The organism is Mycoplana sp. MJR14 (assembly GCF_029210525.1).
GTDB lineage: Bacteria > Pseudomonadota > Alphaproteobacteria > Rhizobiales > Rhizobiaceae > Mycoplana.
In genome coordinates this window covers 447,578-462,308 of the sequence record NZ_JARGEO010000002.1, presented here as the reverse complement: position 1 = coordinate 462,308, position 14,731 = coordinate 447,578, and the positions used below count along the sequence as shown (strand labels likewise).

Below are 14,731 nucleotides of genomic sequence, written 5' to 3'. Positions count from 1 at the left end.
ATGGCCATTCGATATGAGCGCCCCTATTCCCATTCCGCCCATTGGGCGCGGCGTCTCGCCTGGCTCGGGCTGGTCGTCTTCATCGCCGCCGCCGTTTCCCATCGCTTCGGGCCGCTGACGACGCCGCATTTCCTGGTGCTCGCCGGCACCGGTGCCGCCCTTTCGCTGCTGGCGGTGGTGCTGGCGGGCATCGGCTTCATCCGCCTCTGGCAGGTGGGCGCGCGCGGCGGCAAGGCCGCCTTCGTGGCGCTTCTCCTCGCCGCCCCGCCGCTCGTCGTCGCGGGCTATGCGGCCCATGCCTATCTCACCCGGCCGATGATCTACGACGTGACGACGGATCCGTTTTCCTCGCCGCCATGGCTGAAGGTGCCCGTCGCCCGCCAGGATTTCCTCGAGCGGCCGCCGGTGACGCTCAGGGACCGCGAGATCCAGGCGGAAGCCTATCCCGAGCTCACCGGGCGGCGCTACGAGGGCGCGCTCGACCGGGTGCTCGAGGGCGTGCGCAAGGTGGCCGACGAACAGGGCATCGTCTTCTCCGAGGAGGCGGGGCTGGAAAACGTCATCTCCGACCTCGAGGACCTGGCGGTGAAGCCGGACGACACCAGCGGCGAGAGCGCGATCACCGTGGTCCCGGTCCCCTCCGCCCGTCCGCTCGAGGAAGGCTTCCTGCCGCGGGTCGGCGGGCCGAGCGACGTGCTGCTGCAGGGCGAGTGGCGCTCGCTCGTCTTCGGCTTCCGCTTCGACGTCTCCATCCGATTGCGCGAAGAGGCGGAGACGGCGCTGGTCGACATGCGCGTCGCCTCGCGCTACGGCCCGCACGACCTCGGCCTCGGCGCCGCCTTCGCCGAGCGCTACCTGAAGGCGCTCGATGCCGAACTCCTGGGGATCGCCGGCAACTGACGCCGCATTTCAGAGCCGTCGCGGACAGCGTCAGGCCGGCAGGTAGATCCCCTTCAACAGCGGCGGGCCGTCGGTTACGACCTCTCCGCGCTCGACCAGATCCTCCAGATGCGCCAGCACCGACAGCGCCGCAGCACCGTGCAGGCGCGGGTCGGTATCCTTGTAGATCACCTTGACCATGTCGGCGATCTGCCTGTCGCCCTTGCGGATGCGCTCCTTCACCGCATATTCGCGCATCTTGCGGTGGATCTTCAGGCCGCGCAGGAAGGCGGCCGGATCGCCGACGGGGCCGCCGTGGCCGGGCAGATAGAGCCGGTCGTCGCGCTGCATCAGCATGTCCAGCGAGGCCATGTACTCGGCCATCGACCCGTCCGGCGGCGCGACGATCGTCGTCGCCCAGGCCATCACGTGGTCGGCCGAAAAGAGAATGCCGGTGCCGTCGAGCGCAAAGGCCGCATGGTTGGCCGTGTGCCCGGGGGTCAGGAGCGCCGTCAGCGACCAGCCGTCGCCGTCGATCCGCGCGCCGTGGGAGAGCGCGACATCCGGCACGAACGCGGTGTCGGAGCTCTCCGAGAACGGATTGGTCTCGCCGGCGTGCAGCGGCCGCGACGAGCGGTGCGGCCCCTCGGCGACGATCACCGCTCCGGTCTCCGCCTTCAGCCGCCGGGCGAGCGGCGAGTGGTCGCGGTGGGTGTGGCTGACGGCGATATGGGTGACCTCCCGCCCTTTCAGCGCCGCCATCAGCGCCCGGAAATGCGCCTCGTCCTCCGGGCCGGGGTCGATCACCGCCACCGACCGGTCGCCGACGATGTAGCTGTTGGTGCCATGGAAGGTGAAGGGGCCGGGGTTGTTCACCGTGATGCGCTGCACGCGCTCGGCCACCGGCACCGCCTCGCCATGGGCGGGCTGGAAGGCAAGATCGAAGGCCGGCACCTGTTCCCTGTTTGCGTCTGTCACCTGTCTCTCATCCTCGCTTTCCGCTCGCGGTCCGGTTTCTCAGGCCCGCCTCACAGGCCGGTCTCCCGGGCCGGTGTCGTTCCGGTATTCGCAGGTCCGCTTCTCTGGCCGGTCTCTCCGGCCGGTCGCGGGCCCGTCGCTCAGGCCCGGCTTCCGGACCAGTGTCTCGGGCCGATGGTCGCAAGGCCGTCAAAGCACCCCGCATCGCCGGCCCGGTTGCGGACCCGGTTGCAGACCCGGTTCCAGACCCGGTTCTGGCCCGGTTTCTGGCCCAGTTGCCGCCCCGCCTGCCGGCCCCGCTTGCGGGCCTTCTCACTTGTATTCGATCTCGATGAAGCTCATCGGCTCGCTGCCGCCGTTGACGACGTTGTGGGCCACGCCGGCCTCGCGCCGGTAGACCGCGCCCGCCTTGCTCGTCACCCGCCGTTCGCCCTCCCGGTCCTCGATCAGGAAGTGGCAGTCGGTCATCGGCACCACCACATAGCCGAGCCCGTGCACGTGGTGGCCGGTGGCCGCACCGGGCAAGAAGTCCCAGCGGGTGATGCGCACGACGGCATCGTCGAGCAGAACGGTCGAAAGGGCAGGCGGGCGGGCGGAATAGCCGGGCATGAACGGATCCTGTTGCACGTGCCCGGCCATTGTTATCGCCCCGCCCGCCGCCACGCAAAGGAAAAGGGGAAACGCGCCGCCCATCGTCCGCTGCCTGTCACCCGCTCCCCGCACGCCCGCCGCCGGCCGCCCGGGCCGCCGCCCCGGCCACCCGCCGCCCGGCCAGATCCTCCCGCCTTTCCGGCAGCGACGTCGCGAAGCCTGCGGGGGCATTGCCTGCAGCGACGAAAATTCCCCCGATGGTGATTGCCCGCTCGCCGCAGCTTTGCTATCAGGCGCCATCCCGCGAAGCGGCAAGCCGCCGCTTCGACCCGGCATTGGGGCGTCGCCAAGCGGTAAGGCACCGGTTTTTGGTACCGGCATTCCCAGGTTCGAATCCTGGCGCCCCAGCCATTTCATCAATCCATCCTGAACGGTACGGCGCCGGCCGCCGATCGCTTCGTGCGGCCTGGTCCGGTCACAACTCATTCTGGCGATTATTTTGATTGACTAGGAAACAAAACCCCTATAGTTTCCTAGTCAACAAACGCGAGCCGCCATGACCGACACAGCAACCATATCCTCCCTCGACACCCACCTGGGCTACTGGCTCCGGGCGGTCTCGAACAGTGTCTCGCAAGGGTTCGCGCGGAAGCTCGAGGAGGAGGGGGTGACGGTGGCGGAATGGGTGTTCCTGCGCATGCTCTTCGATTTCGAGGCGGTTTCGCCGTCCGAACTCGCGGGCGCGATGGGCATGACGCGGGGGGCGATCTCGAAGCTTGCCGATCGGCTGGTGGCCAAGGATCTGGTCGAGCGCCGGGCGAGCCTGTCCGACGGGCGCGCCCAGACGCTCGCCTTGCGGCCTGCGGGGCGGGCGCGGGTGCCGGTGCTGGCCGCGCTCGCCGACCGCAACGACGTCGAATTCTTCGGCGTGCTCGAGGAGGACGAGCGCCGCGAGCTCGACAGACTGCTGCGGAAGATCGTCTCCGAACGGGGATTGCCGGTAGTGACGACCGACTGACACCTGTCGCGCAAACGTCTGCAGCGGTCAGCCGCCGCCGACAGGCGGGAAACCGGGGCTGAAGCGCGTCGCCGGAACCCGGTTTGGCGCGACGGGCGCTCGGGGCCGCGCCCCAGCGCAGCGCACGATGAACGACAACACCGGGTGAGAGGAAAGGAGTGCGCCATGGACGCGCAACTGCGAACCATTGCCGAAAGGTGCCGCGCCGGCGCCTATTCGGGTAGGATGACCTTCCCCGAAATCGTCGCCACGCTGATGGCCGCCGGCTTCGATGGGTATTTCGTCGACTACCGCAGCGCCACCACCACCTACTATCTGCCGGATGACGCAAGCGTCGTCCTCGGCAACGAACCGACCGATGGCAGCCTCGCAGCCGCCTTCGACGCGGCCGGCGTCGCGGCGGAGGTGCGGCGGGCGCAGGAAAACGCGCCGGACTACACCTACAGGGGCTTCTGCACCAGGGTGAAGGCACACGGCTGCGCCGGCTACCTCGTCTCCTTCCCGGGCCGCCGTGTCGTCTATTTCGGCCGGACGGGGGAGATCCATGTCGAGCATTTTCCGACCTGACGCAGGCGGGGAGCGGCCAGGGACAGGGACAGGGACAGGGGCAGGAGCGCGGACGGCCGCCGGCCGCCGGCAAGGCATGCCGTCCCGCGATCCACCAAGGCCATCTGCAGGCTCCGCCGCCGGCCGGCTCCCGGCGCGGCAGGTCAGTGGGCAGCCCCTCAGGCCCGCACTCAGGCCAGCCCTCAGGTCCCCCCTCAGCGCAGCGCCCTGTGCCAGCCCGCGGCCACGGCCTGTTCCTCGCTGCAGAACCAGCGCTCGCCGTCGGCGGGATGGATGCGGATCGCGCCGTAGCGGTCCTGCCCGGGCAGATAGTAGGCGCGGGTGCCGTCGACGAGGTCGATATTGCCCTTGATCTGGCAGTCGGCCACGGCCGCGCCGAAGGCGGCGACCAGCCCGGCGCCGCTCAGCATGTCGAAGATGAAGAACACGAGCCCGACACAGATCAGGCCCGGAATGGCTGACACAAGCGGCAGGTTACGACGCCGGTCGTCCTGCCTATGCTCGGCAAATTTCGGGTGCATCATACGCCCTCCAGCATGGCGCCATGATCGCGCCCACCCGTTGCCGCCGGCTTAAGAAACGCTGTTATTGCAGAATAAAAGGATATTCTAAAATTTTAACGATCGGTTAGCGCGAGCCGGATGGCCGCCGGCCGGCGCGGCCGTTGCCGCCGATAGCTGTTGCCGGCCTCTCGCCGTCCCATCGCCCGCTCTCAGCGCCGGGCGAGGCCGCCGATGGGGATGATCTCGGGCGCGGCCGGATGCCATTCTCCGCCCTGCCAGTCGCCCGCCCAGCGGGAAGCCGCGAGCCCGGCTGCCGCAAGCAGCGCCTCGAGCCCGTCCTTCGGCGTGAACAGGATCTGCGAGGTTGCCGACAGCTGCCGGCCGTCCGCTGCGATGCGATAGTGCGTCTCGTAGGTGGCGATGCCGGTCGCCCCGTCGTAGGCCACGTCGTTCCAGGCGGTCACCCGTCCGAGGCTTTCATGGACGAGCACGCGTTCGGAGGCCTGCGGCACCCATTCCTCCCATTCGCGGGCGGCGGGATTGCGGCTGTCGAAGACGAAGCGGCCTTCCGGCGACAGATGGGCGGCGATGGTGGCCAGTGCCGCGCGCTGGTCGGCCTCGGTGAGGAAGACCTGGAAGGCGTGGCCGGTCATGACAACGAGATCGAACGTCTCGCCGAGGCGGATCGCGCGGGCGTCGCCCTCGATGAAGCGGACCGCCGCAGCGCCCGGCTTGGCGCGGGCGATGTCGAGCATGGCGGTTGCCGGGTCCACGCCGACGACACGCCGGCCGCCGCCGAGCGCAATGGCCAGTTCGCCGGTGCCGCAGCCGAGGTCCAGCACCGATAAGGCATCGGCCGCAAGCGTGCTGCAGAAGTCGAGATCGGCGCCCCAGCCGTTCTCCAGGTCGTAGAAGCCGGCAAGGGCCGCATCGTCGAAGAGGCGATCGAAGGCGGGCATGCGGCTGTCTCCTCTTTCAGGCTGCCCCGCCCGCGCCGGCGCGAGGGCAGGGGAGGGGATGGGCCCGGCATCGATGCCGGCGGGAAAAAGCGCAGGCCGGGGTGTGCCCCCGGCCCCGACGATCGAGCGAGCGGTTCGATCGGGCAAACGACCGGGCCGATCAGGCCACCCGATCAGGCCTTGGGGGCCGCGTCCAGCACCCGCTCACAATGCGAGGGGCCGCCCTTCGGGTCCTTGCGGTCGACGACGGTGCGGATCTTGCGGATGCGGTAGTCCTCGCTGACGCCGAGCTCGACCTGGCAGGCCCTGCGGTTGATGAAGCCACCGCGCCAGGAATAGAGGGTCAGGCCGTTCGAGCCGGCGACGTCGTTGATCGGCGGACCGTAGGCGGCGAAGAATTCGCCGGCGGTGTGGCCGATCCAGCGGCTTTCGAGCGGCGTGGTCGGCGCCGACGGCGCGACGGAGGTGCAACCGGTGACGGCAAGCGCGAGGCCTGCCAGAAGGGCGAAGCGGAAGGTCATGGCCAAATCCTTGGGCGTGGTGCGGGCGAAGGCTCTTGGGAGCGCGGTCCGTGCTCTAGCGCAGGCCTCGGTCAAGGGGAATCGCTTCTTGCGCCGGGAAGCTTTGTCCACCTCACCGCGCCTTCAAGTTTGACCGAATTGCAACACTTTGGCCCCGGTGCCGCAGGTTGCGACGACGGCGCCTGTCGCGCAGGAGGACGGGCGGCAGTCTTGCCCCTGGGCCGGAGCCGGGCCTCGGCAGAGGCGCGGCCGCTAAAGCGGCGCTATGCGGGGGCCGTCACCAGAAATCCTTGTGGCCGTCCGCGATCGCCTCTTCGAGTTCAGGGAACGGGCCACGGACCGCCACAGGGCGCCGCCCGGCGGAAAACACCTGCCGGCAGCTCAGGTCGAGGGTCAGGTTCTCCGGGTTGTCCCCGGTCAGTTCGGCCAGGCGCCTTTCGCTGAGACCGTAGACCACGGTGCCGATCCCGGCCCAGTAGCTGGCCCCGGCGCACATGCAGCAGGGCTCGACCGAGGTCACCAGCGTGCATCGTGCGAGAAAGGCCGGGTCGTACTGCCGTGCGGCGGCACGCGCCACGTTGGCCTCGGCGTGGCCGACGCCGCGGTCCTGCGCGTAGGTGTTGCCCGATGACAGAAGCACTTCGCCCTCCGGCCCGACCAGCAGCGCCCCGAAGGGATGATTGCCGCCGGCCCGGCTCGCAGCGGCGATGTCTACGGCGAGACGCAGATAGTCTGTATCGCTCTTCATGGCGGTCTCCCTGGGCTGTCCATCCGCATGCCCGCGCAAAGGCCCTTCGCCCGGCATCCATATTCCGGGAGCGCCCGGGAGTTGTCCAGCCATGGTCTCATGCGCGCCGGCGGGGTCGGCCGGAGTGCTCGGCGACGAGGCCGCCGGCAGTCGCGCGCGCCGGTTGCCGGCGCTTGCCTCGGCGTTCCGGCCTCGCTATCCATAGGCGCCATGACACTCGAATCCGTCCGCAAGTTCTTCCAGGCGCACGCGCCCGAGATCGAAATCCTCCAGACCGAGGAAAGCTCGGCGACCGTGGCGCTCGCCGCCGCGGCGCATGGCGTGGCGCCCGAGCAGATCGCCAAGACCATCTGCCTGCGCGTCGGCGAGGAGACGATGCTGATCGTCGCCAGCGGCACCGCCCGCCTCGACAATCGCAAGTTCAAGGATCGCTTCGGCGGCAAGGCGCGCATGCTCGATGCCGAGCAGGTGGTGCAGGTCACCAGCCATCCCGTCGGCGGCGTCTGCCCGTTCGGCCTTCCCTCCGCAGTGCCGGTCTATTGCGACGTGTCGCTGAAGCCGTTCGACGAGGTCGTGCCCGCCGCCGGCGCCACCAATGCCGCCGTCCGCATCCCCACCGAGAAGATGGTGCAGCTGGTCGGCGGTACCTGGGTCGATGTCTGCCAGTGACGACAAAGGTCTGACAAGGGCCCGACAAGGGCCTGGCGCAATCGTCCGGAACGGCAGGTGATATAATACCAAGGCGCGCGGTGACAGAACCCTCGGAACCTATGGGTTCCGTCGTCGAGACTTGCTATATGGCAATTCGGCGCAACGCCCCCGCACTCACCTATGGTAGGCTGATCCCATGGCCGACGGCAGCAGCGACGACTTCTTCCGCAACCTCCCGAGCTTTTCGGACTTCGAGGCCGTGGCGGATGTGCGCAACTATCATCCCCTGCCGGACGGCTGGGTGCTGGTCCTGGCCGATATCGTCGATTCCACCGGCGCGATCGAGGCGGGCCGCTACAAGGCCGTCAACATGGCCGGCGCCAGCGTCATTTCCGGCGTCCTGAACGCCACCGGCCGGCACGACCTGCCCTATGTCTTCGGCGGCGACGGGGCGATGGTCGCCGTGCCGCCGAGCCTCGCCGAGGCGGCGAGACGAGGGCTGTCGGCGGTGCAGCGCTGGTCGCTCGAGGAGCTCGGCTTCCAGATGCGCGGCGCGGTCGTGCCGATCGCGACGGTGCGCGCCGCCGGGCAGGACGTGCTGGTGGCGCGCTATGCCGCAAGCGACCTCGTCTCCTATGCGATGTTCGCCGGCGGCGGCGCGGCCTGGGCGGAACGGCGCATGAAGGCGGGCCTCGACGCCAATCCGACGGCACCGCCCGGCACGCGGCCGGACCTTGTCGGCCTGTCCTGCCGCTGGAACCCGATCGCCGCCCGTCACGGCGAAATCGTGTCGATCATCGCCGTTCCCGCCGAGGGGGCCTCCGAGGCGGCCTTCCGGGCGCTGATCGCCGATGTCGTGGCGCTCGCCGCCCGCGAGGTGCGCGGCGGCCGGCCGATCGAGGTGGAAGGCCTCCATCTCGGCATCAGCCGGGCGTCGCTCGACATGGAGGCGCGGGCGGCGGTACCGCGCGGCCGGCGCTTTCGGCGCAAGCTCTTCATCGCCGCGCAATATGTGCTGATGCGGCTTCTGACCGCCTTCGGCCTCACCCTCGGCCGCTTCGACCCGCACCGCTATCGCGACGACATCGTCGCCAACTCCGATTTCCGCAAGTTCGACGACGGGTTGAAGATGACGCTCGACCTGGAGGAGCAGCGGATCGAGGCGATCGAGGCGCGGCTGGAAGCGGCGCGCCAGGCCGGCATCTGCCACTATGGCCTGCACCGCCAGGCCTCGGCGCTGATGACCTGCGTCGTGCCCACCCCGCTCGCACGCGATCATGTCCACTTCATCGACGGCGCCGCCGGCGGCTATGCGCTCGCAGCCAGCCGGCTGAAGAGCGCGATGCGGCGCCCCGATGCCGCCGCGGCCGTAAGCTAGGCGTCCGCGCTCCCCGCTCGAAAAATGTCGCCGTCGCCGCAACCGGGCGCGATCTTGCCAAGATCAGCAAGCATGCTGGAGGCAGTCGCCCGAATTCAGGAACCGGTTTCGGGAAGGGTGCCAGGGGCGCGACGGGCGCAGAGCCGCCGCCAGAGGGTGCCGCAGCCGACCGGAGGCCGGGCCTCAGGAGGAGGACGCATGCGATTGGTACGCCCTTTTCTCGTGTTCGTTGTCGTGGTCGGCGGGACCATGGCGTCCGGCAACCCGCGGCCCGCCAGGGCGCACAGCTTCTACGATCTGGAATGCTGTTCCAACCGCGATTGCATGCCCGTCCCCGACGAGGAGATCATGGCGACGAAGGAGGGCTGGCGGGTGCGCACCACCGGCGAGGTCATCGGCTATGACAGCTGGCCGATCAAGCACTCCCCGGACGGCCGCTTCCATCGCTGCGCCGGCCTCGGCAATTTCGGGCCCAAGGGCAGGACTCAGTGCCTCTATGTGCCGGATTTCGGTCAATGATCGGTGAGGGGTGATTGAAGAGCGGCGCGACTGCCCCACCTCTTGTCAAAAGAGGATCGCGCCATGTCACCTGAACTGCCGATGTTTCTCATGCAATGCGCCGCCCTGCTCCTGCTCGCAGGCGCCTTCTGCATCCGCGGCGCGGGCGACTAGCCGTGCCGCATGGCTGCAGAAACGAAAAAAGCCCGGATGACCGGGCTTTTCGGCTGGTCGGAGTGGAGTGATTCGAACACTCGACCCCCTCGTCCCGAACGAGGTGCGCTACCAGGCTGCGCTACACTCCGTGACCAGCGGCGTCCGTATAGAACAGGGTTTTGGTTTCGACAAGCGGAAAAAAACAAAAAAATTCGTGTGCCCACAGCCCGCGGCCGGGGAGGGGATCCGAGGCGGCTTCCGCCGGAACTTCCGTCGCGCACGTGCGTTTGGCGGCAATGCAAGCGATCTTCGACGACATCTTCATGACGACCGAGTTGCCGCTGTCGGTCATCATCGCCCGGCTGACCGGCGCCGTCCTGTTCGGCGCCCTCATCGGTCTCGAGCGGGAAACGCGCAATCACCCCGCCGGGCTGCGCACCCATATCCTTGTCAGCCTCGCCGCCGCCGTGATCGCCGTCATCTCGGTGGAGATGGTGCACCTGCAGCATCTTGACGACGAGCAGGTGCGCATCGATCCGCTGCGCGTCGTCGAGGCGGTGACGTCGGGCGTGGCTTTTCTTGCCGCCGGCATGATCATCTTCTCGCAGGGCAAGGTGAGGAACCTGACGACCGGCGCCGGCATGTGGCTTTCCGGCGGCGTCGGCCTGTCGGTCGGGCTCGGATACTGGGCGATCGCCGCCTTCTCAACCCTTGCCTGTCTTGCTGTTCTCAATATACTTGGGCGGCTGGTAGCGGACGATGCACAGACGCAGGAAGGGGCAGGGGACGAGGCCGGCGCGCAACCGGCGGCACAGGATCGCATTTCCACGACGGACGAGGCAAAACGGGTTTAGCCGTGCCGAATTGAACGACATGGTAGAATTTTGCTTTAGATGTCTCTAAAATGCCCTCTTGCCGCCATTTTGTACTATTGATTTGTGAATAATACCGATCGTATATCGTCTTTACTCTGAGACGACACACCTGCCTTTGTCTGCGGCCGCCCCGACGGACCGACATGGCAGGTTTTTCGTGTTTTGATGTCGATGCCGACTATCGGTGGAAAGAGGGCAAAACGTGGCAATTTCTGCTGGCAATGCCGGTGCGGACGAACTTCGCGCCGCACTGAAGGAGAGCGCCCAGGCGTTTCTCGCGATGGGGCTGTTCAGCTTCTTCGTCAATCTCCTGGTCCTGACCGGACCGCTGTTCATGCTCCAGATCTACGATCGCGTGCTCGCGTCGCGGTCTGAAGCGACGCTCGTGGCGCTGACGGGCCTGATCGTCGGCCTCTTTGCCATCATGGGCGTGCTCGACCACATCCGCTCCCGGCTTGCCGCCCGCGTCGGCGCGAGGTTCCAGGCCAAGTTCGACAAGCGCGTGTTCAACGCCGTGCTCGACCGAACCGGCCTCAACGCCCGCGGCATCTCGACGCTGACCGGCATGCGCGACCTCGACGCCATCCAGAAGGCGCTGTCGTCGCCGGCCGTCTTCACCGTCTTCGACATTCCCTGGACGCCGTTCTTCCTCTTCGTCATCTTCATGTTCCATCCCTGGATGGGCATTCTCGGCGTCGCCGGCGGCCTCGTGCTCGTGGCGCTCACCTGGCTGAACCAGAACGGCACCAAGGGCGACCAGGAGCGCGCCATGGTGGCCGGCCGCCAGAGCGACGAGATGACCCAGACGCTGCAGAAGGAAAGCGACACGGTGCGCGCGCTCGGCATGCGCCGCTCGGTGGCCGCCCGCTGGCAGGTGCTGCGCGACCGCGCGCTCGAGGCCAATATCCGCTACAGCGACAGCAACGGCTTCTACGCGATCTCCTCGAAGACCTTCCGCGTCTTCCTGCAGTCGGCCATCCTTGCGCTCGGCGCCTATCTGGTGCTGCAGAACGAGATCTCCGCCGGCGCCATGATCGCAAGCTCGATCATCATCGGCCGCGCGCTCGCCCCGATCGAGGGCGCCATCGGCCAGTGGGCGCTCGTCCAGCGCGCCTTCCAGGGCTGGCGGCAGCTTTCGGAGCTGCTGTCGAAGGTGCCGGAAGAGGAGAACCGCACGGCGCTGCCCAAGCCGCGTGCGATCCTCGAGGTCAACCAGGTCACTGCCATCCCGCCCGGCGAGAAGGTCGCGACCCTGCGCATGCTCAGCTTCGACCTCGGCCCCGGCCAGGCGCTCGGCGTCATCGGCCAGAGCGCGTCGGGCAAGTCGACGCTCGCCCGCATCCTCACCGGCATCTGGCCGCCGGCCGGCGGCAACGCCCGCCTCGACGGCGCCTCGCTGGAGCAGTACGGCTTCGACGGCCTTGCCGACCACGTCGGCTACCTGCCGCAGGACGTCGTGCTGTTCGAAGGCACGGTGGCCGAGAACATCGCCCGCATGCAGGTCAATCCCGACGCGGAGAAGGTCGTGGCCGCCGCCAAGAAGGCCGGCGCCCATGACATGATCCTGCGCCTGCCGGACGGCTACGACACCCGCCTGCCGGCGAGCGGCGGCCGGCTCTCGGGCGGCCAGAAGCAGCGCATCGGCCTTGCCCGCGCCCTCTTCGGCGATCCCGTGCTGGTGGTGCTCGACGAGCCGAACTCCAACCTCGATGCCGAGGGCTCGATGGCGCTGAACCTTGCCATCCGCAACCTCAAGGCCGAGGGCAAGTCCGTCGTCATCATGGCGCACCGCCCGGCCGCCATCGAGGAATGCGACCTGATCCTCATCCTGGAGAACGGTCAGCGCCTCGCCTTCGGCCCGCGTGACGAAGTGCTGCGCGCGCACCTGCGCAACCATGCCCAGGTCGTCCCCGGCACCGGCACCGGCGGCAGCAACAAGTAGGACGCCTGACGGCATCGGACGGAACAGGCCAGACGAATGGGCCAGACGGAACGGAAATGGATACCATGAACAAGACTTGGAGCGGTCGCAACTACGCTCTCATCGGCTACACCACGGTCTTCCTGCTGCTCGGCGGCATGGCGGCCTGGGCGGCCCTGACCCGGATCAACGGTGCGGTCGTGGCCAGCGGCATCATCGAAGTGGCGAGCAACCGCCAGGTCGTGCAGCACCTGACGGGCGGCGTCGTCGGCAAGATCAACGTTCACGAAGGCGACCGGGTGAAGGCCGGCGACGTGCTGATGCGCCTCGACGACACCTTCGACCGGTCCGAGCTGGCCGTGATCGAAAGCCAGCTCTACAGCCTGATGGGCACGGCCGCGCGCCTGATCGCCGAGCAGGACGAGAAGCCGGAGATCCGCTTCGATCCCGAGATGATCGAGCGCGCCAAGTCCGATCCGGAAGTGGCCGAGATCATCGACGGCCAGACCCGGCTGATGCAGGCCCGCCGCGAGACCCGCGACAAGCAGATCGGCCAGCTGACCGAGCGCAAGAACCAGATCGCCAAGCAGAACGAGGGTCTGGACAGCCGCATCGCCGCGCTTCAGACGCAGCTCCGGCTGATCAGCCAGGAACTCGAGGCGCAGAACAAGCTCCTGAAGCAGTCGCTGACCAATGCCAGCCGCGTGCTGCAGCTGCAGCGCGAGGAGGCCGAGATCACCGGCACGATCAGCCAGGCCAAGTCGAGCATCGCCGAGAACGCCGGCAAGGTCGCCGAGATCGAGCTTGCGATCCTCAACGTCGATTCCGACATGCGCGAGGAGGCGACGACGTCGCTGCGCGAGATCGAGGCGAAGATCGCCGAACTGAAGGAAAACCGCACCGCCAAGCACGAGACGCTGAGCCGCATGGACATCACCGCCCCGGTTCCGGGGGTCGTGCTCGGCATGCAGGTGCATGCGCTGCGCTCGGTCATCAAGCCGGCCGATCCCTTGATGTTCATCATTCCGCAGGAGAACGACCTCGTCATCAAGACGCAGATCTCGCCCACCCAGATCGACCAGGTGCATGTCGGCCAGGTGGCCCACATCCGCTTCGGCGCCTTCGACCACCGCTCGACGCCGGAAATCTTCGGCCATGTGACGAAGGTCGCCGCCGACGTCCTGCAGGACCAGCGCACCGGCGCGACCTACTACCAGGCGGAGATCAAGCCGGACGCCGGCGAGATGCTGAAGCTCGGCGAGGACAAGCACGTCATGCCCGGCATGCCGGTCGAGACCTTCATCCAGACCTCGGAGCGCTCGCCGCTGGAGTATCTGGTCAAGCCGCTTGCCGATTATTTCGCGAAGGCCTTCCGCGAGCGCTAGTTTCTGTCGCCGGGGAGCGCCGGCGGGAAATTATCTGACATTTCCGATTGAAACCTCCGTCCCGCGGGCGTACTGCGGGGCGGATTTTTCGTTTTGGAGATTGTCGTGAAAGCCATCGCATCCCTTTCCGCCTTCGTCGGAAAGACCTTCGCCCTCTGGGTCATCCTCTTCGCCGTCCTCGGCTTCATCCTCCCCGATACCTTCAAGCAGCTGACGCCCTACATCGTCACCCTTCTCGGCATCATCATGTTCGGCATGGGCCTGACCCTGTCGCTCGACGACTTCCGCGAGGTCGCCCGCCGCCCGGTCGAAGTCGCCATCGGCGTCGCTTCGCAGTTCGTCATCATGCCGGCGATCGCGGTGATCCTGACGATGGTGATCCCGATGTCGCCGGAAGTCGCCGCCGGCGTCATCCTCGTCGGCTGCTGCCCGGGCGGCACCTCCAGCAACGTCATGACCTATCTGTCGAAGGGCGACGTCGCGCTCAGCGTCGCCTGCACCAGCGTCACCACGCTCGCAGCCCCGCTCGTGACGCCCTTCCTCGTCTGGCTCTTTGCCAGCCAGTACCTTCCGGTGGACGCTATGGCGATGCTGATCAGCATCCTCAAAGTCGTGCTGCTGCCGCTGGCGCTGGGCTTTGCCCTGCAGAAGCTGATGCCCGGCATCGTCACCGCCGCGGTCCCGGCGCTGCCGCTCGTCAGCGTCACAGGCATCGTCCTGATCGTCGCCGCCGTCGTCGGCGCCAGCAAGCCGGCAATCGCCAGCACCGGCTTCCTGATCTTCCTCGTCGTCGTCCTGCACAACGGCATCGGCTACCTGCTCGGTTATCTCGCCGCGAAGTTCAGCGGGCTTTCCGTCGCCAAGCGCAAGGCGATCGCAATCGAGGTCGGCATGCAAAACAGCGGCCTGGGCGCGGCCCTTGCCAATGCGCATTTCTCCCCGGTGGCCGCCGTCCCCAGCGCCATCTTCAGCGTCTGGCACAATATTTCCGGTGCCTTGCTCGCCAACTATTTCGCCCGCGTCCCGAACGAGGAGACGGGCGAGGAAGCCCTCGTCGCGCGCTAGAGCCGATAGGGTGCGGCGCGCACAGGCGCCTCGTCCGA

Annotated in this window: 16 protein-coding genes and 2 tRNA genes; 11 read left to right on the top strand and 7 right to left on the bottom strand. The window is 67.8% G+C overall.

The features are described from left to right. The gene (locus P0086_RS06485) at positions 1–900 is read left to right on the top strand and encodes a DUF1499 domain-containing protein (protein ID WP_112600336.1); all 900 of its coding nucleotides are present in this window, start codon (positions 1–3) and stop codon (positions 898–900) included. 30 nt (positions 901–930) lie between these two features. Here P0086_RS06485 and P0086_RS06480 read toward each other — a convergent pair whose 3' ends face one another. Both P0086_RS06480 and P0086_RS06475 read right to left on the bottom strand, forming a co-directional pair. Beyond that, positions 931–1,857, bottom strand: a complete 927-nt coding sequence (locus tag P0086_RS06480) for an MBL fold metallo-hydrolase (protein WP_275783727.1) — start codon at positions 1,855–1,857, stop codon at positions 931–933. A 312-nt stretch (positions 1,858–2,169) separates the two neighbouring features. Next, entirely contained in the window at positions 2,170–2,466 is a 297-nt protein-coding gene (locus P0086_RS06475) for a cupin (protein ID WP_112600344.1), read from the bottom strand. 318 nt (positions 2,467–2,784) lie between these two features. On the opposite strand from P0086_RS06475, the gene P0086_RS06470 reads away from it, so the two are divergent. From P0086_RS06470 to P0086_RS06460, 3 genes are all read left to right on the top strand, one after another. Next, positions 2,785–2,859: transfer RNA gene (locus tag P0086_RS06470), tRNA-Gln, on the top strand. 145 nt (positions 2,860–3,004) lie between these two features. Continuing rightward, positions 3,005–3,466, top strand: coding sequence for a MarR family transcriptional regulator (locus P0086_RS06465; protein ID WP_275783724.1), 462 nt, complete (start codon positions 3,005–3,007; stop codon positions 3,464–3,466). Positions 3,467–3,631: 165 nt separating this feature from the next. Next, the gene (locus P0086_RS06460; protein WP_275783722.1) at positions 3,632–4,033 is read left to right on the top strand and encodes a DUF1398 domain-containing protein; all 402 of its coding nucleotides are present in this window, start codon (positions 3,632–3,634) and stop codon (positions 4,031–4,033) included. Positions 4,034–4,227: 194 nt separating this feature from the next. Here P0086_RS06460 and P0086_RS06455 read toward each other — a convergent pair whose 3' ends face one another. The 4 genes from P0086_RS06455 to P0086_RS06440 form a co-directional block, all read right to left on the bottom strand. After that, positions 4,228–4,557 carry a succinoglycan biosynthesis protein exoi gene (locus P0086_RS06455; protein ID WP_275783719.1) on the bottom strand — a complete coding sequence of 110 codons (330 nt, stop codon included), beginning with the start codon at positions 4,555–4,557 and terminating at the stop codon, positions 4,228–4,230. 188 nt (positions 4,558–4,745) lie between these two features. Further along, a complete protein-coding gene (locus P0086_RS06450; RefSeq protein ID WP_275783717.1) occupies positions 4,746–5,495 on the bottom strand; it encodes a class I SAM-dependent methyltransferase in 750 nt (249 codons plus the stop codon). A 173-nt stretch (positions 5,496–5,668) separates the two neighbouring features. Continuing rightward, positions 5,669–6,016, bottom strand: a complete 348-nt coding sequence (locus P0086_RS06445; protein WP_112599914.1) for a hypothetical protein — start codon at positions 6,014–6,016, stop codon at positions 5,669–5,671. 277 nt (positions 6,017–6,293) lie between these two features. Then, positions 6,294–6,764 (bottom strand): nucleoside deaminase, encoded by a 471-nt coding sequence (locus P0086_RS06440; protein WP_112611408.1) that lies wholly within the window; start codon positions 6,762–6,764, stop codon positions 6,294–6,296. Between the two features lie 210 nt (positions 6,765–6,974). Between P0086_RS06440 and P0086_RS06435 the strand changes: the two genes are divergently transcribed. From P0086_RS06435 to P0086_RS06425, 3 genes are all read left to right on the top strand, one after another. Then, positions 6,975–7,433: a YbaK/EbsC family protein gene (locus tag P0086_RS06435; RefSeq protein WP_275783714.1), complete on the top strand. Its 459-nt coding sequence runs from the start codon at positions 6,975–6,977 to the stop codon at positions 7,431–7,433. Positions 7,434–7,611: 178 nt separating this feature from the next. Beyond that, entirely contained in the window at positions 7,612–8,793 is a 1,182-nt protein-coding gene (locus tag P0086_RS06430; protein ID WP_148652952.1) for a DUF3095 domain-containing protein, read from the top strand. A 198-nt stretch (positions 8,794–8,991) separates the two neighbouring features. Continuing rightward, entirely contained in the window at positions 8,992–9,312 is a 321-nt protein-coding gene (locus P0086_RS06425; RefSeq protein WP_275783710.1) for a hypothetical protein, read from the top strand. Positions 9,313–9,519: 207 nt separating this feature from the next. On the opposite strand, the gene P0086_RS06420 is transcribed toward P0086_RS06425, so the two are convergent. Further along, positions 9,520–9,596: transfer RNA gene (locus tag P0086_RS06420), tRNA-Pro, on the bottom strand. Positions 9,597–9,743: 147 nt separating this feature from the next. Here P0086_RS06420 and P0086_RS06415 point away from each other — a divergent pair. The 4 genes from P0086_RS06415 (at position 9,744) to P0086_RS06400 (ending at position 14,693) form a co-directional block, all read left to right on the top strand. Continuing rightward, positions 9,744–10,301, top strand: coding sequence for an MgtC/SapB family protein (locus tag P0086_RS06415; protein ID WP_112599909.1), 558 nt, complete (start codon positions 9,744–9,746; stop codon positions 10,299–10,301). Between the two features lie 223 nt (positions 10,302–10,524). Continuing rightward, positions 10,525–12,264: a type I secretion system permease/ATPase gene (locus P0086_RS06410; protein ID WP_275783708.1), complete on the top strand. Its 1,740-nt coding sequence runs from the start codon at positions 10,525–10,527 to the stop codon at positions 12,262–12,264. 65 nt (positions 12,265–12,329) lie between these two features. Further along, positions 12,330–13,628 (top strand): HlyD family type I secretion periplasmic adaptor subunit, encoded by a 1,299-nt coding sequence (locus tag P0086_RS06405; protein WP_275783706.1) that lies wholly within the window; start codon positions 12,330–12,332, stop codon positions 13,626–13,628. A 105-nt stretch (positions 13,629–13,733) separates the two neighbouring features. After that, entirely contained in the window at positions 13,734–14,693 is a 960-nt protein-coding gene (locus P0086_RS06400; RefSeq protein ID WP_275783703.1) for a bile acid:sodium symporter family protein, read from the top strand. The last annotated feature ends 38 nt before the right edge of the window (positions 14,694–14,731 follow it).

Coding starts and splice junctions, on each gene's coding strand:
- P0086_RS06445 (WP_112599914.1), bottom strand. CDS start 6,016: ATGACCTTCCGCTTCGCCCTTCTGGCAGGCCTCGCGCTTGCCGTCACC.
- P0086_RS06450 (WP_275783717.1), bottom strand. CDS start 5,495: ATGCCCGCCTTCGATCGCCTCTTCGACGATGCGGCCCTTGCCGGCTTC.
- P0086_RS06430 (WP_148652952.1), top strand. CDS start 7,612: ATGGCCGACGGCAGCAGCGACGACTTCTTCCGCAACCTCCCGAGCTTT.
- P0086_RS06415 (WP_112599909.1), top strand. CDS start 9,744: ATGCAAGCGATCTTCGACGACATCTTCATGACGACCGAGTTGCCGCTG.
- P0086_RS06435 (WP_275783714.1), top strand. CDS start 6,975: ATGACACTCGAATCCGTCCGCAAGTTCTTCCAGGCGCACGCGCCCGAG.
- P0086_RS06455 (WP_275783719.1), bottom strand. CDS start 4,557: ATGATGCACCCGAAATTTGCCGAGCATAGGCAGGACGACCGGCGTCGT.
- P0086_RS06475 (WP_112600344.1), bottom strand. CDS start 2,466: ATGCCCGGCTATTCCGCCCGCCCGCCTGCCCTTTCGACCGTTCTGCTC.
- P0086_RS06465 (WP_275783724.1), top strand. CDS start 3,005: ATGACCGACACAGCAACCATATCCTCCCTCGACACCCACCTGGGCTAC.
- P0086_RS06425 (WP_275783710.1), top strand. CDS start 8,992: ATGCGATTGGTACGCCCTTTTCTCGTGTTCGTTGTCGTGGTCGGCGGG.
- P0086_RS06440 (WP_112611408.1), bottom strand. CDS start 6,764: ATGAAGAGCGATACAGACTATCTGCGTCTCGCCGTAGACATCGCCGCT.
- P0086_RS06485 (WP_112600336.1), top strand. CDS start 1: ATGGCCATTCGATATGAGCGCCCCTATTCCCATTCCGCCCATTGGGCG.
- P0086_RS06460 (WP_275783722.1), top strand. CDS start 3,632: ATGGACGCGCAACTGCGAACCATTGCCGAAAGGTGCCGCGCCGGCGCC.
- P0086_RS06405 (WP_275783706.1), top strand. CDS start 12,330: ATGAACAAGACTTGGAGCGGTCGCAACTACGCTCTCATCGGCTACACC.